The organism is Rhodoferax sp., from assembly GCF_034520025.1.
In the GTDB taxonomy this organism is placed as follows: domain Bacteria; phylum Pseudomonadota; class Gammaproteobacteria; order Burkholderiales; family Burkholderiaceae_C; genus Allorhodoferax.
The window spans coordinates 151,201-169,250 of the sequence record NZ_JAXHNZ010000001.1 but is presented as its reverse complement, the minus strand read 5'-3'; the positions used below and the strand labels follow the sequence as shown (position 1 = coordinate 169,250).

The 18,050-nt window shown below is 61.0% G+C and carries 17 protein-coding genes; 11 read left to right on the top strand and 6 right to left on the bottom strand.

Annotation, left to right across the window (positions count from 1 at the left end; genetic code table 11):
- Positions 1 to 101: 101 nt before the first annotated feature.
- The 9 genes from argS to U5L73_RS00715 all read left to right on the top strand — a co-directional run bounded on the left by argS (position 102) and on the right by U5L73_RS00715 (position 9,019).
- The gene (argS, locus tag U5L73_RS00755) at positions 102 to 1,799 is read left to right on the top strand and encodes an arginine--tRNA ligase (RefSeq protein WP_322560573.1); all 1,698 of its coding nucleotides are present in this window, start codon (positions 102 to 104) and stop codon (positions 1,797 to 1,799) included.
- A gap of 20 nt (positions 1,800 to 1,819) precedes the next feature.
- Positions 1,820 to 2,536 (top strand): SPOR domain-containing protein, encoded by a 717-nt coding sequence (locus tag U5L73_RS00750; protein WP_322560572.1) that lies wholly within the window; start codon positions 1,820 to 1,822, stop codon positions 2,534 to 2,536.
- A 63-nt stretch (positions 2,537 to 2,599) separates the two neighbouring features.
- Entirely contained in the window at positions 2,600 to 3,256 is a 657-nt protein-coding gene (locus U5L73_RS00745; protein WP_322560571.1) for a thiol:disulfide interchange protein DsbA/DsbL, read from the top strand.
- Positions 3,257 to 3,348: 92 nt separating this feature from the next.
- Positions 3,349 to 4,281 carry an exopolyphosphatase gene (locus tag U5L73_RS00740; RefSeq protein ID WP_322560570.1) on the top strand — a complete coding sequence of 311 codons (933 nt, stop codon included), beginning with the start codon at positions 3,349 to 3,351 and terminating at the stop codon, positions 4,279 to 4,281.
- Between the two features lie 74 nt (positions 4,282 to 4,355).
- Entirely contained in the window at positions 4,356 to 4,964 is a 609-nt protein-coding gene (gene lptA / locus U5L73_RS00735; RefSeq protein ID WP_322560569.1) for a lipopolysaccharide transport periplasmic protein LptA, read from the top strand.
- A complete protein-coding gene (gene lptB, locus U5L73_RS00730; protein ID WP_322560568.1) occupies positions 4,961 to 5,737 on the top strand; it encodes an LPS export ABC transporter ATP-binding protein in 777 nt (258 codons plus the stop codon). The genes lptA and lptB overlap by 4 nt, the downstream gene beginning before the upstream one ends.
- Entirely contained in the window at positions 5,738 to 7,339 is a 1,602-nt protein-coding gene (locus U5L73_RS00725) for an RNA polymerase factor sigma-54 (protein ID WP_322560567.1), read from the top strand.
- Positions 7,336 to 8,610, top strand: a complete 1,275-nt coding sequence (locus tag U5L73_RS00720) for a THUMP domain-containing class I SAM-dependent RNA methyltransferase (protein WP_322560566.1) — start codon at positions 7,336 to 7,338, stop codon at positions 8,608 to 8,610. Before U5L73_RS00725 ends, U5L73_RS00720 begins: the two co-directional genes overlap by 4 nt.
- Positions 8,603 to 9,019, top strand: a complete 417-nt coding sequence (locus tag U5L73_RS00715) for a putative toxin-antitoxin system toxin component, PIN family (protein WP_322560565.1) — start codon at positions 8,603 to 8,605, stop codon at positions 9,017 to 9,019. The genes U5L73_RS00720 and U5L73_RS00715 overlap by 8 nt, the downstream gene beginning before the upstream one ends.
- Before the next feature lie 11 nt (positions 9,020 to 9,030).
- Here the strand turns inward: U5L73_RS00715 and U5L73_RS00710 are convergent, their stop codons facing one another.
- Together U5L73_RS00710 and U5L73_RS00705 are read right to left on the bottom strand one after the other, a co-directional pair.
- Complete coding sequence (locus U5L73_RS00710; protein WP_322560564.1) at positions 9,031 to 11,763, bottom strand: PAS domain S-box protein; 2,733 nt, start codon at positions 11,761 to 11,763, stop codon at positions 9,031 to 9,033.
- A 44-nt stretch (positions 11,764 to 11,807) separates the two neighbouring features.
- A complete protein-coding gene (locus tag U5L73_RS00705) occupies positions 11,808 to 13,433 on the bottom strand; it encodes an FMN-binding glutamate synthase family protein (RefSeq protein WP_322560563.1) in 1,626 nt (541 codons plus the stop codon).
- A 55-nt stretch (positions 13,434 to 13,488) separates the two neighbouring features.
- Here U5L73_RS00705 and U5L73_RS00700 point away from each other — a divergent pair, with 55 nt between their 5' ends.
- On the top strand, positions 13,489 to 14,310 hold the full coding sequence (locus tag U5L73_RS00700) for a UPF0149 family protein (RefSeq protein WP_322560562.1): 822 nt from the start codon (positions 13,489 to 13,491) through the stop codon (positions 14,308 to 14,310).
- A gap of 10 nt (positions 14,311 to 14,320) precedes the next feature.
- Here U5L73_RS00700 and U5L73_RS00695 read toward each other — a convergent pair whose 3' ends face one another.
- The gene (locus tag U5L73_RS00695) at positions 14,321 to 15,043 is read right to left on the bottom strand and encodes an SDR family NAD(P)-dependent oxidoreductase (RefSeq protein ID WP_322560561.1); all 723 of its coding nucleotides are present in this window, start codon (positions 15,041 to 15,043) and stop codon (positions 14,321 to 14,323) included.
- Positions 15,036 to 15,947, bottom strand: a complete 912-nt coding sequence (locus tag U5L73_RS00690) for an alpha/beta hydrolase (RefSeq protein ID WP_322560560.1) — start codon at positions 15,945 to 15,947, stop codon at positions 15,036 to 15,038. Before U5L73_RS00690 ends, U5L73_RS00695 begins: the two co-directional genes overlap by 8 nt.
- A gap of 117 nt (positions 15,948 to 16,064) precedes the next feature.
- Between U5L73_RS00690 and U5L73_RS00685 the strand changes: the two genes are divergently transcribed.
- Complete coding sequence (locus tag U5L73_RS00685) at positions 16,065 to 16,919, top strand: substrate-binding periplasmic protein (RefSeq protein ID WP_322560559.1); 855 nt, start codon at positions 16,065 to 16,067, stop codon at positions 16,917 to 16,919.
- A gap of 9 nt (positions 16,920 to 16,928) precedes the next feature.
- Here U5L73_RS00685 and U5L73_RS00680 read toward each other — a convergent pair whose 3' ends face one another.
- Together U5L73_RS00680 and U5L73_RS00675 are read right to left on the bottom strand one after the other, a co-directional pair.
- Positions 16,929 to 17,453: a CinA family protein gene (locus U5L73_RS00680; RefSeq protein WP_416221248.1), complete on the bottom strand. Its 525-nt coding sequence runs from the start codon at positions 17,451 to 17,453 to the stop codon at positions 16,929 to 16,931.
- Positions 17,450 to 18,043: a phosphatidylglycerophosphatase A gene (locus U5L73_RS00675; RefSeq protein ID WP_416221247.1), complete on the bottom strand. Its 594-nt coding sequence runs from the start codon at positions 18,041 to 18,043 to the stop codon at positions 17,450 to 17,452. The genes U5L73_RS00680 and U5L73_RS00675 overlap by 4 nt, the downstream gene beginning before the upstream one ends.
- Positions 18,044 to 18,050 lie beyond the last annotated feature (7 nt).

Sequence of the window (18,050 nt, the reverse complement as noted above, 5' to 3'; positions counted from 1 at the left end):
AAATCCCTCAATGGGAGCCCCCAGCATACAGCCTGCCCGTGACCAGAGGGGCGGACAAAGTCACAGAAATCACAGTTTTTCGGGGCCCGTAAAATCTGGGCATGCTTACTGTCAAACACGAACTTCTGCAGGCGCTGGCCGCCTGCCTGGAAAAACTCTCTCCCGGAGCCGGCCCCAAGGCCGCCTTCGAGTCGCCCAAGGTGGCGGCCCATGGCGATTTCGCCACCACGGCGGCGATGCAATTGGCCAAGCCGCTCAAGATGAACCCACGCCAGCTCGCCGAGATCCTCCGCACCGAGCTGCTGGCCACGCCGGTGTACCAACAGTGGGTGCAAGACGTTGAAATTGCCGGCCCCGGCTTTATCAACATTCGCCTGAAGCCTGCTGCCAAGCAGGAAGCGGTGCGCGAGGTACTGGGCCAAGGCTTGCGCTTTGGCTACCAGGCGGACAGCGGCAAGCCGGTGCTGGTCGAGTTTGTGTCGGCGAACCCGACCGGTCCGCTGCACGTGGGCCACGGTCGCCAGGCGGCGCTGGGCGACGCCATTTGCAATCTGTTTGCCACCCAAGGCTACAAGGTGCACCGCGAGTTTTATTACAACGACGCCGGTGTGCAGATCGAGACGCTCACCAAGAGCACCCAATTGCGCGCCAAGGGCTTCAAGCCCGGCGACGCCTGCTGGCCCACCGACCCCGACAACCCCGAGAGCAAGGCTTTCTACAACGGCGATTACATCCAGGAGATTGCCAACGACTTCTTGGCCTGTGCGACCGTGAAAGCGGATGACCGCGAGTTCACCGCCAATGGTGATGTGGACGATTACGACAACATCCGCCAGTTTGCAGTGGCCTACTTGCGCAATGAGCAAGATAAAGATTTGCAGGCCTTCAACCTTCACTTTGACCAGTACTACCTCGAGTCCAGCCTCTACACCAGCGGCCGTGTCGAAGCGGCGGTGAACAAGCTGGTGGCCAACGGCAAAACTTATGAGCAGGACGGCGCGCTGTGGCTCCGGAGCACTGACTACGGTGACGACAAAGACCGCGTCATGCGCAAGAAGGATGGCACTTACACCTACTTCGTGCCCGATGTGGCGTACCACATTGCCAAGTGGGAGCGTGGTTTCAGCAAAGTAGTGAACATCCAGGGTACCGACCATCACGGTACGATTGCCCGGGTGCGCGCCGGCCTGCAAGCGGCCGATGTGGGCATTCCCCAAGGCTACCCCGACTACGTGTTGCACACCATGGTGCGCGTGGTCAAGGGCGGTGAAGAGGTCAAGATCAGCAAGCGCGCAGGCAGCTATGTGACGCTGCGCGACCTGATTGAGTGGACCAGCAAAGACGCAGTGCGCTTCTTCCTGCTGAGCCGCAAGCCGGACACCGAATACACCTTCGATGTGGATTTGGCAGTGGCCAAAAACAACGACAACCCCGTCTACTACGTGCAGTACGCCCATGCGCGCATCTGCTCGGTGCTGGCGAGCTGGGGCGGCGATGTGGCCTTGCTCAAGGGGGTTGACCTGTCAGCCCTAGAGAGCCCGCAAGCCCAGGCCCTGATGCTGCTGTTGGCCAAATTCCCTGAAATGCTGACCGCCGCTACCGAGGGTGAGGCGCCGCATGATGTGACTTTCTACCTGCGCGAATTGGCAGCCAGCTACCACAGCTACTACGATGCCGAACGCATTCTGGTGGATGACGAGACGGTCAAACTCGCGCGCTTGGCGTTGGTCGCTGCGACCGCGCAGGTGCTGCACAATGGCTTGGCGGTGCTGGGCGTGAGCGCTCCGCAGAAGATGTAATTTCTCTGAGAAAGCAAGGCATGAAGAACGAGCGTGGCGGAACCCTGGTCGGGTTCATCGTAGGCGTGGTGGTGGGCTTGGGCGCAGCGCTGGCGGTGGCGGTTTACGTCACCAAGGTGCCCGTGCCTTTCATGAACAAGAGCAACAGCCGCAGCGCCGACCAGGATGCTGCCGAGACCCAGAAGAACAAAAACTGGGACCCGAATGCGCCGATGTATGGCAAAAACCCGGCTGGGGCTGTGCCTGCTACCAGCGTGCCCGGACTGTCTGCATCGAGCCCAAGTGCACCGAGCAAAGTTACGGAGGCGAAGTCGCCGGCTGCCGACGCTAAAACGGATACCAAATCCGATGCAAAGTCAGAGGCGAAGACGGATACCAAGGCGGACACGAAAGCGGACGCCAAAACAGCCGCTAAGCCGGATGCCAAAGCAGACCCCAAAGCCTCTGCCGATCCTTTGGGTGATCTGGCAAAGGCCAAGGTCGCGGCTTCGGAGTCGGAGGTGTTTTCTTTCTGGGTGCAGGTGGGCTCGTTTCGTACGGCCGAGGATGCAGAAAGCCAGCGTGCCAAGCTTTCCTTGAGCGGCATTGAAACCAAAATTTCTGAGCGCGAGCTATCGGGCAAACCGGTGTTCCGGGTCCGGGTCGGTCCTTTCGAGAAGAAAGAGGATGCGGACAAGGCCAAGGAAAAGATGGACAAAGCCGGTTTGGAAACAGCGCTGGTGCGCGTACAGCGCTGAGCCCGAGCGGGAACTTTGAGCGCAGTGCTTGCTCACACAGCGCCTCTATGGAGTCTTTTTGATATGAAACGTCGTGCATTTACCCATGTCGCCGCTAGCGCCGCTTTGAGCGCCGCCGGCACTTGGTCTTCTTTGGCCCAAGCCCAGGCGAAAAAGCCAGAGGCCGGTACCGACTATCAGGTGGTAGATCCCCGCGCGCCGGTCGAAGCGCCCGCTGGAAAGATCGAGGTTGTGGAGTTCTTTTGGTACAACTGCCCGCACTGCAACGCGTTTGAGCCGGCGTTGCAGGCCTGGACCAAAAATCTTCCCAAAGACGTGTCGTTCCGTCGTGCGCCGATTGCTTTCCAGGAAAGCTTTGTTCCCCAGCAGCGCTTGTTTTACACACTCGAGGCCATGGGCCTGGTGCCCAAACTCCACGCCAAAGTGTTTGCCGCCATCCATGTGGAAAAGCAAAACCTGGCGCGGCCTGAGGCCATCGTGGAGTGGATCAGCCAACAGGGCGTGAACCGCGAGCAGTTTGTCGCGCAGTACAACTCATTCACCGTCGCAACCAAGGCCGGCAAGGCACTGCAATTACAAAACGCCTACAAGGTGGAAGGCGTGCCGGCCCTCGGTGTGGCGGGGCGTTTTTATACCGACGGCTCCATGGCCGGCAACATGCAGCGGGCCTTGCAAGTGGTCGATGCATTGATCGCCGACCAGCGCGCAGGACGCGGCTAATACCCCAGCCCTGCACTGGGCGAACCTGTGGCCCTTGGCCTCAGGTGCGGGGCTAGAATGACTTTTTTATTCACCGTCGAGGAGTCTGTCGTATGTCTAGCCAGAAGTTCCGTTTGGTCACCCGTAGCGATTTCGATGGCTTGGTGTGCGCCGTTCTCCTCAACGAATTGGACTTGATCGACGACATCAAGTTCGTCCACCCCAAGGACATGCAGGACGGCAAGATCGAGGTCTCCGACCGCGACATCACGACCAACCTGCCCTACGTGCCGGGCGTGTACTTGGCGTTTGATCACCACGAGTCCGAGACGCTGCGCAACACCGGCGAGCGGCCCAATCACATCATCCTGCCGCATGCCGATTCTGCGGCTCGCGTGGTCTATGACCACTATGGTGGTGCCAGCCGCTTCCCGGCACGCTTCCACGACATGATGGAGGCGGTGGACAAAGGCGACTCTGCCCGCTTCAGCCACGATGAAATCATGAATCCCACAGGCTGGGTGCTGCTGAATTACCTGATGGATTCGCGTACCGGCCTCGGCCGATTCCGCGAGTTCCGGGTCAGCAATTACCAGCTGATGATGGATTTGATCCAGTATTGCCGTCACCACGGTATCGAGCAGATCCTGCAGCTGCCGGACGTGGTCGAGCGGGTCGAGCTCTATTTTGAGCATGCGGCCAAAGCCAAGGAGCAGCTCTTGCGCTGCTCTACCGTGCACGGCAATCTGCTGGTGCTGGACTTGCGCAACGAGGACACCATTTACGCAGTCAACCGGTTCATGGTGTATGCCTTGTTCCCGGACACCAATATTTCCATCCACGTGCTGTGGGGTCTGCAAAAGCAAAACACGGTGTTTGCGACCGGTAAATCGATCACCAACCGCAGCTCCAAAACCCATGTTGGCGAATTGATGCTGAGCTACGGCGGCGGCGGCCATGCCAATGCCGGCACCTGCCAAGTGGATAACGCCCAGGCCGCCGACGTGCTGCAAGCACTGATCCACAAAATTAACGCAGACGGCTGAGTGCTGCGGGGTCAGGGGGTGTGAAGTGCTCGGTACAATGAGCCGAGCGCTTTTCGAGCAAGTTTCGTGCCCCTATGAAAAAAACTGTGTTGTCCCTGTCGGTTCTGCTGGTCTTGTCGGGCCTTGTGGGCAGCGTTCGCGCCGAAAAAGCGGACCGCAACAAGCCCATGAATGTGGAGTCCGACGCTTTGCGCTACGACGACCTTAAACAAGTCAGCATCTTCACGGGCAATGTGATTCTCACCAAGGGGAGCATCCTGATCCGGGGGAGCCAGATCGAGGTTCGCCAGGACCCCGAGGGCTACCAGTTCGGCTTGGTGACAGGCTCACCGGACAAGCAGGCCTTTTTTCGCCAGAAGCGCGACGGCATCGATGAGTACATCGAGGGCGAGGGCGATACGATCGAATACGACGGCAAAGCCGACACTGTGCGCTTTGTCAAAAAAGCCCAGATGCGCCGCTTGCGTGGTACCACCTTGGCGGACGAAGTGACCGGTGCGGTCATCCTCTATGAAAACCTGACGGATCGTTTCACGGTTGATGGGGCGCCGAAGACCGCCGCAGCCCCTGCAGGGCGAGTGCGTGCCATGTTGACACCTAAGCCCGAGCGGGGCACTGCGGCGCCGGCTGCCAGTGGTGCCGAACTCAAAGTAACGCCCCAAATCGAGAAGGTCGGCCAGTGAACGACCTCGTCAAAGACACCCCGGACAGCGGTGCCGGGCGGCTCGAAGCCCGCCATCTGCAAAAGTACTATGGCAAACGCCAGGTCGTGAAAGATGTGTCGCTGGCGGTTCGCACGGGCGAGGTCGTGGGTTTGCTGGGCCCCAATGGCGCGGGTAAAACCACCTCGTTTTACATGATCGTGGGTTTGCTACGGGCTAGTGCCGGAGATATCACCATCGACGGCCAAAGCATTGAGCACATGCCGATTCACCGCCGTGCCCGCCTCGGCTTGGGTTACTTGCCGCAAGAAGCCTCCATCTTCCGCAAGCTCAATGTGGAAGACAACGTGCGCGCTGTACTGGAGCTGCAACGCGACGATGCCGGAGCGCCTTTGAAGTCCGATGAAATCGAACGCCGGCTGACTGATTTGCTGCAGGAGCTCCGGGTGGAGCATTTGCGGGAATCGCCCTCGCTGGCTTTGTCCGGAGGGGAGCGACGCCGTGTGGAGATCGCTCGGGCGTTGGCGACCCGGCCCCGCTTCATTTTGTTGGATGAGCCCTTTGCGGGTATCGATCCCATTGCGGTGATCGAGATCCAACGCATCATCAACTTTCTGAAGGCCCGCGGTATCGGTGTGCTGATTACCGACCACAACGTGCGTGAGACTCTCGGTATTTGCGACCACGCGTACATCATCAGCGACGGGCATGTGCTGGCAGAGGGCACGCCCTCAGAGATCGTGAATAACGCCGATGTGCGCCGGGTGTACCTCGGTGAACATTTCAAGATGTAGATGAAACAAGGTCTCTCGCTCCGAGTTTCGCAGCACCTGGCACTCACGCCCCAGCTGCAACAATCCATTCGCCTGTTGCAGCTCTCCACCCTGGAGCTCAGCCAGGAAGTGGAGCAAATGCTGGATGAAAACCCGTTTCTGGAGCTGACCGAAGAGCGTGCCGAACGCGAGGACTTCGGGCTCGATACGGTCGATACCACCGTGAGCGAGGGCGATCGCCTGAGCGAGCAAGAGCCTGATTTTGCTATCAATTCAGTAGCTGAATACGCAAGCAGTACGAGCGCTAGCAGCTCCAATGAGGAAGAATCTTCGCCCTTGTCTGGCAGCGACGAGCCTAGCTGGGAGGGCGACGGCACGACCGAAATGACCCCGGACGATGGCGAATGGGGCGTTGACGCGAAGGCCAAAGCTAACAACCTCGACGACGACGAGCAGAAAGACGCCACCGAACTGGCGCGTTCGGGTGAGTCTTTGCAAAATTTTTTGCACCGGCAGGCGGCAGGTTTGCGCCTGAGCCCTGAGGATGCAGCGGCCCTGCGGTTTTTGATCGAGTCCCTGAACGACGACGGTTACCTGGAGGAGTCGCTGGCTGAATTGGCCCAAAGCCTGCACCCCGGTGATGAAGAGCAGCTCCACGAACTGGTGCACCACTTCACCGTCGCACGGGGCTTGTTGCACAGCCTGGAGCCGGTCGGGGTGGGCGCGCGTGACCTAGGTGAGTGCTTGCGCTTGCAGATCCAAGCCCTGTTGCAAACCGCGGATGACGATGGCGAATGGGCCCGTATCGAGGTGCTGCAGGTGGCGTTGGCGATTTGCCAACAGCCCATGGAGTTGTTGGCCCGCCGGGACATCAAGCGCCTTGTGCAGGCCGGCGTGGGGAGCGACGCACTGGTGCGCGAAGCCATTGCCCTGATTGCCCGCCTGGAGCCCAAGCCCGGTCGCCGTTTTGTAGATGTTGAGCGCAACATCGTGGTGCCCGATGTACTGGTCGTATCCATTGGCAGGGTCGGTGGTGCTGCCAAGTTCCGCGTGCAGCTTAACCCCGATGTGATGCCGCGCCTCAAGGTGCACGACATCTACGCCAATGTGCTGCGCAACCATAAAGCCAGCTCCAGCCACGCCGGTCTGCAGCAGCGGCTCCAAGAGGCGCGTTGGTTCATCAAAAACATCCAGCAGCGTTTCGACACGATTTTGCGGGTCAGCACCGCCATCGTCGAGCGACAAAAGAATTTCTTCACCCACGGTGAGCTGGCCATGCGCCCTCTGGTGCTCCGTGAAATCGCTGATGAGCTGGGCCTGCATGAGTCCACCATCAGCCGTGTCACGACCGCCAAGTACATGGCCACGCCGTTCGGCACCTTTGAGCTGAAATACTTTTTCGGCTCCGGTCTGGGCACCGAAAGCGGTGGCAATGCGTCCAGCACCGCAGTGCGGGCGCTGATCAAGCAATTTATTGCCTCCGAGAGCCCCAAAAAGCCCTTGAGCGATAACCAGATTTCCGACATGCTCAAAGAGCAGGGCATTGAATGCGCCCGGCGCACCGTGGCCAAATACCGCGAGGGGCTGAAGATTGCTCCCGCCTCACTCCGCAAAGCGCTATGAACCAATTGACTCTTTTTCTCCCCTGCGCTGCCGGCGTGGAGGACTACCTTGCCCCCGAAATTTTGCAGATCACCGGTCTGCCCCCGGGCTGCATCACCAAGCAGCGCGGCGGCGTAGCCGTGCGCACCGGATTTGAGCATGCGATGCTGCTTAACCTGTATAGCCGCTTGGCCCAACGGGTGCTGGTTTTGGTGTCGTACACCGAGTACCGCAGCGAGCAGGACTTGTACCGCGCCGCCATGCAAGTGGCCTGGGAGCGCTGGTTCACGCCGCGCGAAAGCATCAAGGTCGAGGTTACAGCGCAGCACAGCCCCTTGACCTCGTTGAACTTTGCTGCCTTGAAGGTGAAAGACGCAGTCTGCGACCGCTTCCGCGAAGTGGCGGGCGGCGTGCGCCCGGATGTGAACACCCAGTGGCCTGATGTGCGGATCTTCGCCCACCTGACCACCGACAGCTGTTCGCTCTATATCGACACCTCGGGTGAGCCCCTGTTCAAGCGCGGCTGGCGCGAAGACAAGGGCGATGCGCCGCTCAAAGAAACCCTCGCGGCCGCCATGATCGCGGCCAGCGGCTGGGCCTCGGGCGACGCCGATTTGTTACCCCTCTACGACCCCTGCTGCGGTAGCGGCACGGTGGTCATTGAAGCGGCCCAGATTGCCTGCAACATTGCAGCTGGCTCGCTGCGCCGTTTTGCGTTCGAGAAGTACAAGCCCTTCCGCTCGGAGGAGTGGGCTGCTATGAAAAAAGAAGCGGCAGAGGCAGTAATGAAGCCGGAGCCGGGCCAAAAAGCCCTGATTTATGGCAGCGATGTGTCCTTCCGCATGGTCGACTTTGCCGAGCGCAATGCGCAGCGCGCGGGCGTGGCTGATGTGATCGAGTTCCGTGGCGGTGATGCCTTGCAGCGCATGCCCCCTATTGAGGTAAGCGACACCGGTGGCGGCGTGATGTTGATCAATCCGCCCTATGGTGAACGTATCGGCATTGGCGGCGTGGCCGGCGAAGGCGAAGGTGCCCGTTTCGGCGCTCGCGAACTCGCTGAGGCTGACGATGGTGTCGACTTTTTCAACCAGCTGGCTAGCCACTGGAAGAAAAATTACAGCGGCTGGACCGCTTGGATGCTCACCCCCGATCTCAAGCTGCCCAGCAAAATGCGTCTTAAAGAGTCGCGCCGGGTGCCGATGTGGAACGGCCCGCTGGAGTGCCGTCTGTTCAAGTTCGACATGGTCAAGGGCCGGCTTGCCAAGCCTGCGACTCCGCCTGCTGATGCCTGAGATGGCGCCGGGCATTGTGCTCGACACCAACATCGTCCTCGATTTGTTGGTGTTTAAAGACCCGCTTACCCAGCCCTTGCAAACCGCTTTGAGCACAGGCGCGCTGCGGTGGATCGCCACTCCGCCCATGCGGGATGAGCTTGAGCGGGTTTTGGCGTACCCGCAAATCGCCAAACGGCTGGCGTTTTATGCCCTGCTGCCCGAGGCGGTGCTGGCCGCGCGCGATGCGCTGGTACACACCGTGGCGGTGGCAGACAAGGCCCCGGTGACTTGCAAGGACCCGGATGACCAGCGTTTTATTGACCTGGCGGTCGCGCACCAATGCACGGTACTCAGCAAGGATCATGCAGTGCTTTGTATGGCAAAAAGGCTGCGAGCCCTCGGCGCGAATGCGCGTTCTCCTATTTAAAGCATAGCAACTCAAAATTTGGGCGGGCTGACACCTTCGGCCAAAGGGTGGGTGGCAACATCCTGCACGGTACGCGGGATCGTGATGTCTACCCAGGTGCCCTCGCCAGGCGGGCTTTGAACTTGGATGCGTCCTCCAAGAACATTGCTCACCAAGTTGTAGACCAGGTACATCCCGAGCCCGCTGCCGCCCTTGCCAAGTTTGGTGGTGTAAAACGGCTCAAATATGTGTGCCAAGTTGGCGGCCGGAATGCCGCAGCCGTTGTCCCGGTAGTGCAGCAGGATCTGCTCACCCTGCGACTCAGCCCAAATCACCATTTCTCCGGTCACATCGGCTGCAAACGCGTGGTGGACCGAGTTGGCCAACAGATTGGTCATGATCTGCTCCAGCGGGCCGGGGTAGCTGTCGAGCTCCAAGTCAGGGGGGATATCGAGTGTGACGGTGTGGCCCTTTCCTTTGAGCAGCGGTTGGGTGGTGTGCAAAATTTCCTGCATGACCTCCAGCAGCAAGAAATGGCGCCTGCGTGAGCTGGTCTGGTCCACGGCCACCTCTTTGAAGTCGCTGATCAGCTTGGCCGCACGGGTGGCGTTGCGCTCGATCAACACGCTGGCTTCTTGCAGGCGGAGTGCGCCTTTTTCAACGTCGCCCCGTCGTGCACTGCCGGAGAGCAGCTTTTGGGAAAACGAGGCCGCATCTTCGGTCAAGGTGCTTGCGACCGCCAAGACATTGCCGATGGGCGTGTTGAGCTCATGGGCCATGCCGGCCACCAGGCTGCCGAGTGCTGCGAGCTTTTCACTTTGCAGCAGCTGACCCATGGCGCGCTGTAGCTCTGCGTTGCGGGTCTCTACCCGGGCTTCAAGCTCGCGGTTCAGAGTCTCCAGATCGGTCTGGATGCGCTTGAGCGGTGTGATGTCGATCAGGGTTTCAATTGCGCCGGTGATAGTGCCGTCTGCGTCTCGCAGCGGTGAGGCGCAGAAGCGGCCCCACATGCCTTGTGTTTGATCTGCATTCGTGAAATAGCCTTCGCCTTCCAGCGCGCCGGACACATGCGTGCTGGCTCGCAGGTTGTCGCCATAGAAATGGGTGATGTCATCGGTCTTGGTACCATCGAACAGCACATCCAGCAGGCAAGGGCGTTTGGAGGGGTAGATGCCGCGCCAGCTGTCGGTAGTTCCTACTACGTCTTGCGCCTTGACCCCGGTCATGCGCGTCATTTGCGGGTTCCAGAAAGTCACGCGGTGCTGGGCGTCGATGGCAAACACCGCCACCGGGAGGTTCTCGTAAATCTGCCGGATGCGGTGTTCCATCTCTTGCGCCAGCGACTCGGCCCGCTTGCGGTCGGTGATATCACGCAGGTTGATGACCGCACGGTTGGAGGTACCCACCTGCAGTTCGATCGCAGAGACCTCGGCCCAGAACACGCTGCCGTCTTTGCGGCGGAGCTGAGCCGCAGTCGCTTGCGTCGTGGTCAAAGGGGCGGCCCCCGCCTCCACGCGCAAATCTTTGAACTGCAGTTGCCGTGCCTCGATGGCGGTGTAGCCGAACATGCCCAGAAAGCGCGGGTTGACCTCTACCGTGTGCCCACCGGGAAGCGCTTGGATCAGGATCCCGTCCGGGCTGTGGTCAAACAAGTCGCGGTAGTTTTTCTCGCTTTGCTGCAGTGCGCGCGCTGCGATCTGGCGGCTGCGAATGCCGTACAGCAGCAAGCCAATGATGATCAGCAGACTCCCGAACAATGCGGCCAGCCACACCAAGTAAGGGCGCAAGTCTTCGAGTGGGTTGGGCGGTGGGTTGAGCACCACCGCATCAGGCGGCAGCAGGTCCGGGTCTATGCCCCAGCGCTGGAGTTGCGGGTAGTCAAACGTGGCCTGCACCGGGGCTGCTTTCAGCGGCAGGGGGTGGGGGGCGCTGCCGCTGATGAGCTGCTTTGCCAGTTCCCCCATGGCCTGCCCTTGGGCGAGCCCCGACACCAGAAAACCACCCAGAATCCCGGGCCGCATCGCGACATCGCGGGTTACCGCGACCGGCGCTCGCGAGGCGCTGGCCCAGAGGTCTGCGGCCTCCTCGTGGCTGAAGAGGGCGCCGTTGGCATCCCGGTTGAATGGCAGCGCAAACACCAGGTCCTGCGGCCCGAGTTGTGCCAAGCGCGTTTGCACCTCGGCGGCAGGCATGTCGGTCAGGTATTCCACCTCCAACCGCGGTTGGGCGGCCAAGCCTTCGCGCAGAGTCTCGACTTGAGCCAGGCTGGTGCGGCTTTGGTCGTGTACCACCACGATGCGCCGAGTGGCGGGGAGCATTCGGAGCACTACGGTGAGGCTGTTGCCTACGTTCACGTCGTCAAACACTCCGCCTATGTTGGTCTCGCGAGCCAGTGCTTCCGAGCGGCTGATCGCCACGCCAGAGAACAACACCGGCACTTGCGGATAGTGGCGTTTGCGGAGTTGCAAAGCGAGGTCTAGGGCATCATCGTCCGAGGCCAGAATCAAGGCAGGATCAGAGGCCCCGATCTTGCTCATCAGGACCGCTTCTACCAGGCGGAAATGCTTGTCACTCGGCGCGACGCGTTTCGTGTCGAGGTACTCGATTTGCAGGTCAATCGGTGGCGCGACCCCTTCAAGGGCCGCTCGTACACCGGCAAGTTGCGCATCGCTCCAAGCCATGCCCGGGTGGTACGACACCAACGTCAGCACCCGTGTGCCGTCTCCGGCCAGCGCCGGGGGCGCAAGGCACCAGAGCCACGCCATCAGCCAAAGAAGCCGCCTGTAAAACACTGTCTGCTTGAACTGCATTATTCGGCGCGAAGCGCGAAGCTGTGGGCCTGTGCCCGGGGCCAGGTTTGGCGGTAGATCAAGGGCAAGCTGGCTACCGATTCGCCCAGCAAGGCGCCGTTGGGCAACTGCGTCAGGATGAACTGTGCCAGCGAGCGAACCTTGTTGTCGCTCCGGCGCACGATGTGGTGGGCGGTGATTTCGTTCGGGTGGTACACCCCCACGGCTTGCACCATTTCCTTGAGTGCAAACAAGGTCTGCTGGTGGAAGTTGTAGACCCGATCTGCTTTGTCGGGCACGACCAAGCTTTGTTGCCGCAGCGGGTCTTGGGTGGTCACGCCTGTAGGGCAGTGGCCTGTGTGGCAGTGTTGGGCCTGGATGCAGCCCAAGGCAAACATGAAGCCCCGCGCGCTGTTGCACCAGTCGGCGCCCAGCGCCATGTAGCGGGCCACATCAAATGCGCTGACCACTTTGCCCGCCACCCCAATTTTTACGCGATCCCGCAGGCCCACTCCCCGCAATGTGTTGTGTACTAGGAGCAGACCCTCTTGCACCGGAGCGCCCACGTGGTCAGTGAATTCGAGCGGCGCGGCTCCGGTGCCGCCCTCGGCACCATCCACCACAATAAAGTCCGGGGTGATACCGGTTTCCAGCATGGCTTTGACCATGGCAAACCACTCCCACGGATGGCCGATACACAGCTTCATGCCTGTCGGCTTACCGCCCGAGAGGTCGCGCAAGCGGGCAATGAATTGCATCATCTCGATCGGTGTCGAGAACGCGCTGTGCGAGGCCGACGAAATACAGTCCACCCCGACCGGTACGCCGCGCGCCTGTGCAATCTCAGGGGTGACTTTGGGACCCGGCAACATGCCGCCATGGCCCGGCTTGGCCCCCTGACTGAGTTTGAGCTCAATCATTTTGACCTGCGGGTCGCGGGCGTTATCGGCGAATTTGTCGGCGTTGAAACTGCCGTCGTCATTGCGGCAGCCGAAGTAGCCCGATGCGACCTCCCAGATCAAGTCGCCACCATGCACCCGGTGGTGGGTTGATATCGAGCCTTCGCCCGTGTCGTGGGCAAAATTGCCCCGCTTGGCACCTTTGTTGAGCGCGAGGATGGCATTGGCACTCAGCGACCCGAAGCTCATCGCCGAGATGTTGAACACACTGGCTGAATAGGGCTGGGCGCTGTGCTCGCCAATCGTGATGCGGAAATCGTGCGATGCAATTTTGGTGGGCGACACCGAGTGGTTGACCCACTCGTAGCCATCGGCATGGACATCCAACTGGGTGCCAAAGGGCCGCTTGTCCGGGTCCCCCTTGGCCCGCTGGTACACCAGTGAACGCTGAGACCTTGAGAACGGCGTAGCTTCGTTGTCGCTCTCGATAAAATACTGGCGTATCTCGGGCCGCACAAACTCGAGAATGAAGCGCAGATGCCCGATGATGGGGTAGTTACGCAGAATAGATCGTTTGGTCTGGCGCAGGTCGTACACCCCCACGCCGACCAGCAAGCCGGTGATCAGCAATGAGCCGAAGCCCACACCGAACACCAACACGCTGAAGACGCTCAGCAGCAATGCGAAAACACTGAGCCCCAGCACGGTATAGCGAATCGGGAAAACGGCATTCAGGGTATTGAGCATGGCAGGGAACTCCTTCGGAGAGACAATACCAGCCTGCACTCTCTTTGCACAGCTTATGACCACCAATACACCGACCGAATCCGTAACTGATCTGGAAATGTCCCCGGGCTACAGCCTGAGCCCCGAGGAATTTGATGAAATTGACACCATCCTGGACGATCTGCGGACCCGCCATGACGAAATTCCCCAATGGGAATTCTGTGAAGGCTTTATGGCCGCGCTCGTGGTTTGCCGTCGCCCGATTGCGGCTGAAGAATATTTCCCGGTGCTCCTCGATATGGAGGTCCCGGCCCCCGGCGAGGCCGGTGGATTTACAGATGCCGCGCAAGCCGCGCGTTTCATGGCCCTCTGGACCCGCCGCTGGGACGATGTGGTGCGCGGTCTCGGTGTGGAAATCAACGGCTTGGATGACGAGAACGCCTACCACCCGGAGGTGATGGATGTCCGCGGTGCGGTAGCCTCTTTGCCGGAGGAAGACCGCGCGAAGATGGAAGGCGAAGACTTGCCTTCGTTTGGACAGGTCTGGGCCTTGGGCTTTATGTTCGCCGTGGAGTCCTGGCCGGAAGAGTGGGCCGCCCCGCGCGACAAAGAGGCGGAAAAGTGGCTGGACGCCTCCTTGCAAGCCATCGTCGCGCTGACCGAAGACGACACCGACGAACCCACCATCTCGGTGTTTGACGACAACGGCCCGGCCAGCGTGAGCCAGCGCCGCATCAATGACTTTTCAGATGCCGTGTGGGCGGTGTACGACCTGCGCGAACTCTGGCGCAATTTCGGCCCCCGTGTCGAGACCGTGCGTAAAGAAGCCGAACCGGGCCGCAACGACCCTTGCCATTGCGGCAGCGGCAAGAAGTACAAGAAGTGCCACGGCGCTTAAAACTGCCGGGTCACCACGGCAACTCCGTGCCATCGTGATTGATGAATCCGCCGCTCTGCTCCGGCTGCAGGTGGTGGATCACGGTCAGCAGGCGTTCGGCAGCGGCATCTGGTGTTCGCACATCCAACCCGGTTTTTGCAAACGGGGTGGACAGGCCGGTGTCTACGGTGCCTGGGTGCAGGGCGACACACACCGCATGCGGGTGGCGGCGCTTTAACTCAATGGCTGCGGTGTGCACGAGTTGGTTGAGTGCCGCTTTGCTGGCGCGGTAGCTGTACCACCCGCCCAGCCGGTTATCGCCGATGCTGCCCACCTTGGCTGATAAGGTGACGAAGGCTGTTTTCCCTTCGCGGGTCAATAGCGGCAAAAAGTGCTTCATCAGCAGCGCGGGCCCGATGGCATTGATAGCGAAGCTGTGCGCCATATGCGCGGGGTCGAGCTGTTGCCAGCTTTTCTCCGGGCTCCAGGTGTCGTTGTGCAGAAAACCGGTCGCATCCAGCACCAGCCGGACGGGCAGGCCGGCGGCTTGAATAGCCTGTGCCGATGCTTTGATGCTGTTCTCATCCAGCAGATCCAACGCTGGCGTTGTGTGGCGCCCCAAGCTCCAGACTGTTTCAAACTGGCCAGAAGCCTCCAGGCTGCGCACCAGCGCAGCGCCTATGCCGCCGCCGGCGCCAATGACAATGGCGCTGCCGCCATGGGGCAAATGGGTGATTCCGGTGCCCTCATCCATGGAAAAACTCCTTCAAATGGCGCGCAGTGAGCTCAGGAAGCTCCTCGGGAATAAAGTGGCCTGCGGGCAATACTTCCCCGGAAACCGTCGCAGCACATTGGGCCTGCCACAGTGTCAGCGGATCAAACAGGCGGTTCACCACGCCCCGCTCGCCCCACAACACCAGGGTGTTGCAGGCAATGCGCCCGGCCCCGTTCGGCAATGCACGGCTGGCGCGGTCGTGGTCGAGGTCTTTGCCTGCGCTGGCCCGGTAGTCTTCGCACATGCTGTGCACCGTGCCCGGCAGCAAAAAACAGCGCTCGTACTCTGCCATAGCCTGCGGTTCAATGAAGGTAGTGCCCGTGCCGCCCCAGCCGCCCAGCTTGGTGTGCAGATAGGGCAAGGGCGCGCCCAGGATCATGGTCTCTGGCAAAGGCGTGGGCTGAATCAGGTGGAACCAGTGGTAATACGCACTGGCATAGCCAAAGTCGGTGGCGGCGTACATGTCCAGGGTGGGGGCGATGTCGATCACGCACAGGCCTTGCACCCGTTCCGGGTGGTCCACTGCGAGCCGGTGGGCAACGCGCCCGCCCCGGTCATGCCCGCAGACGCCGAAGCGGGCGATGCCCAGCGCGTCCATGACCGCCACCATGTCGGCTGCCAGTGCGCGTTTGCTGTAGTTGCTGTGGTCCGGCAGGCCGGCGGGTTTGCTGGAGTCGCCATAGCCGCGCAAATCCGGCATGACCAGGTAGAAGTCCTGCGCCAACTGCTGTGCCACCCGGTGCCACAGCACATGGGTTTGTGGGAAACCGTGTAAGAGCAAAAGCGCGGGCCTGTCACCCGGCGCGTCCCGGGGTACCCGGGCGTGGATGCGCACTCCATGGACCTCGAAATCGCGTTGCTCGAAACCATCAAACCAGGACATGTGTGTCTCCATGCATGTGCAAAATCAAGGCCAAGGCTAAGTGATTTGTAAAGCAGGGCTTGTCCCGCGTGCAATAGCCACAGGCCGCACTATGATGATCAAGGAATTCACACAGGCATGACATCGATGGGCTTCACCAGTTTTCGACTGCAAGCTTTTCGCTCCAGCATCGGGGCCGCGCTGCTGTCGCTGGCGTGTGCGTGCGCGCCGGCTGCCGCCGAGGTGCTCCGGCTTGCGACCGGCCAGTTTGCGCCCTATGCCACCCAGGAGCGGCCTGACCAGGGTATTGCACTGGACATTGTCCGGCGCGCTTTCGCCCTCGAGGGGTTTGAGGTGGAGTACACCTTCAAGCCCTGGACCCGCACGCTCGAAGAGTCGCGTGCCGGTTTGTGGGATGCCACCGCCTATTGGGGCCGCAACCCTGAGCGGGACAAAGGTTTCCTGATCAGTGACAACGTGCTGACCGAGCAGTGGGTGCTGGTGTATCGCCAAAGCGCGTTCAAAGAAGCTCCGTTCGACTGGAGGGGGCTCACTGACCTGAAGGGCCTGCGCATTGGAGTGGTGCAGTCTTACACCTACACCCCGGGGTTCTTGGCTCTGCTGAAAGCGGGCACTTTGACCACGGTCACTGCGCCAGACGACCTGGCGAGCCTGCGCTTGCTGATTGGCGGGCGTTTGGATGTAGTGCCCATGGAGCGCAACGTAGCGTGCTACCTGATGCAGCACCATTTCATGGACAGCGATGTGCAAGACCTGCGGGCGCACCCCCGGCTCTTTGCCCCGAACTTTACTACCCATGTGATGTTCAGCGACAAGCTGCCCGACAGTGCGGCCCGCTTGCAGGCCTTCAACCGCGGCTTGCGGGCGCTGAAGCGCACGCCCGCTTACACAGAAAAGCTCAATTGGCCGGGCTGCCGCTTGAATGCCATGGCCCCAGCGCTTGAGCGCACGCCAGCCAAGCCCAAGCGTTGACGCGGATCTTCAGGCCGCAGGTGTGAGCAGTGCCACCAGCCGCGTGAGGCTGTGGTGCAGGGTCGCAACGCGGACTGCGGCGCGGTCGCCGTCAAAGCGCTGCATCTCACTCCACACACCATCGGGCGTGGCCCAGCCGAACCAGACCGTGCCCACCGGCTTGTCCGGGCTGCCGCCGCTGGGGCCGGCAATGCCGGTGACTGAGAGGGCCACTTGGGCCCTGGAGTGTTGCAAGGCACCGCTGGCCATGGCCCTTGCCACCGGCTCGCTCACCGCGCCGTGGGTGGCGATCAGTTCAGCCGGCACTCCCAGTATGTCGGACTTGGCTTCGTTGGAATAGGTTACGAAGCCGCGTTCAAACCAGGCGCTCGACCCCGCGAGGTCGGTGCAGGCGGCGGCAATCATGCCGCCGGTGCAGCTCTCGGCGGTGGCCAGCATCCATTGGCGTTTGAGCATCAAATCGGCCAGTAGCGCACATGGAATATGTGCGAGAAGCTCCTGATTTGATAGCAATTTACCCGGGGTGGTGTTCATGCAAATCTCCAGATAGCAATCACCAGTAATGTGCAACCGGCCGCCACCAAGTCGTCGAGCATGATGCCCCAGCCCGCCTTGGTCCAGGCAAGACGGTCGGTGTCGGCCTGCAGGCCGTGAAAGAGCCGGTCGGCCCAGCCCACCGGGCCGGGTTTGGCCGCGTCAAAGTACCGGAACAGGCCGAAGGCCAGTGCCTGCCCCACCAGCGAAGTGGGCGTGACCAACCAGAGCACCAGCCAAAACGCCACGATCTCGTCGATCACGATATTGCCCGGGTCCAGCACGCCCATGTTGCGCGCTGTGACGGTGCTGGCCCACCAGCCCACCGGAATGCTGAGGGCAATCAACACGCCCCAGCCGAATTCGCCCAGCCACTGCGACAGCGCAATAAACGCCACCCAAGCCCACAAGGTGCCCGAGGTGCCCGGCGCAATCCGCGACAGGCCGGAGCCCAAACCCAGCGCAATCAAATGCGCTGGATGGGAAAACATGAATCGGGCAGTGGGCCCGGCTGGCTTGCGCGGGCGGGGCGGGTACAGGGGTTCGCCGGTTTGGGTATCCAGGGGAATCAGGGTGACAGGTTCGCTCATGCCCCGA

What these genes read in the sequence shown, in the direction of transcription:
- U5L73_RS00725 (WP_322560567.1), top strand. Translation starts at nt 5,738, where the DNA reads ATGAAACAAGGTCTCTCGCTCCGAGTTTCGCAGCACCTGGCACTCACG.
- U5L73_RS00740 (WP_322560570.1), top strand. Translation starts at nt 3,349, where the DNA reads ATGTCTAGCCAGAAGTTCCGTTTGGTCACCCGTAGCGATTTCGATGGC.
- U5L73_RS00695 (WP_322560561.1), bottom strand. Translation starts at nt 15,043, where the DNA reads ATGGATGAGGGCACCGGAATCACCCATTTGCCCCATGGCGGCAGCGCC.
- U5L73_RS00675 (WP_416221247.1), bottom strand. Translation starts at nt 18,043, where the DNA reads ATGAGCGAACCTGTCACCCTGATTCCCCTGGATACCCAAACCGGCGAA.
- U5L73_RS00715 (WP_322560565.1), top strand. Translation starts at nt 8,603, where the DNA reads ATGCCTGAGATGGCGCCGGGCATTGTGCTCGACACCAACATCGTCCTC.
- lptA (WP_322560569.1), top strand. Translation starts at nt 4,356, where the DNA reads ATGAAAAAAACTGTGTTGTCCCTGTCGGTTCTGCTGGTCTTGTCGGGC.
- U5L73_RS00700 (WP_322560562.1), top strand. Translation starts at nt 13,489, where the DNA reads ATGACCACCAATACACCGACCGAATCCGTAACTGATCTGGAAATGTCC.
- U5L73_RS00745 (WP_322560571.1), top strand. Translation starts at nt 2,600, where the DNA reads ATGAAACGTCGTGCATTTACCCATGTCGCCGCTAGCGCCGCTTTGAGC.
- U5L73_RS00710 (WP_322560564.1), bottom strand. Translation starts at nt 11,763, where the DNA reads ATGGCGTGGCTCTGGTGCCTTGCGCCCCCGGCGCTGGCCGGAGACGGC.
- U5L73_RS00690 (WP_322560560.1), bottom strand. Translation starts at nt 15,947, where the DNA reads ATGTCCTGGTTTGATGGTTTCGAGCAACGCGATTTCGAGGTCCATGGA.
- U5L73_RS00680 (WP_416221248.1), bottom strand. Translation starts at nt 17,453, where the DNA reads ATGAACACCACCCCGGGTAAATTGCTATCAAATCAGGAGCTTCTCGCA.
- U5L73_RS00720 (WP_322560566.1), top strand. Translation starts at nt 7,336, where the DNA reads ATGAACCAATTGACTCTTTTTCTCCCCTGCGCTGCCGGCGTGGAGGAC.
- U5L73_RS00705 (WP_322560563.1), bottom strand. Translation starts at nt 13,433, where the DNA reads ATGCTCAATACCCTGAATGCCGTTTTCCCGATTCGCTATACCGTGCTG.
- U5L73_RS00750 (WP_322560572.1), top strand. Translation starts at nt 1,820, where the DNA reads ATGAAGAACGAGCGTGGCGGAACCCTGGTCGGGTTCATCGTAGGCGTG.
- argS (WP_322560573.1), top strand. Translation starts at nt 102, where the DNA reads ATGCTTACTGTCAAACACGAACTTCTGCAGGCGCTGGCCGCCTGCCTG.
- U5L73_RS00685 (WP_322560559.1), top strand. Translation starts at nt 16,065, where the DNA reads ATGACATCGATGGGCTTCACCAGTTTTCGACTGCAAGCTTTTCGCTCC.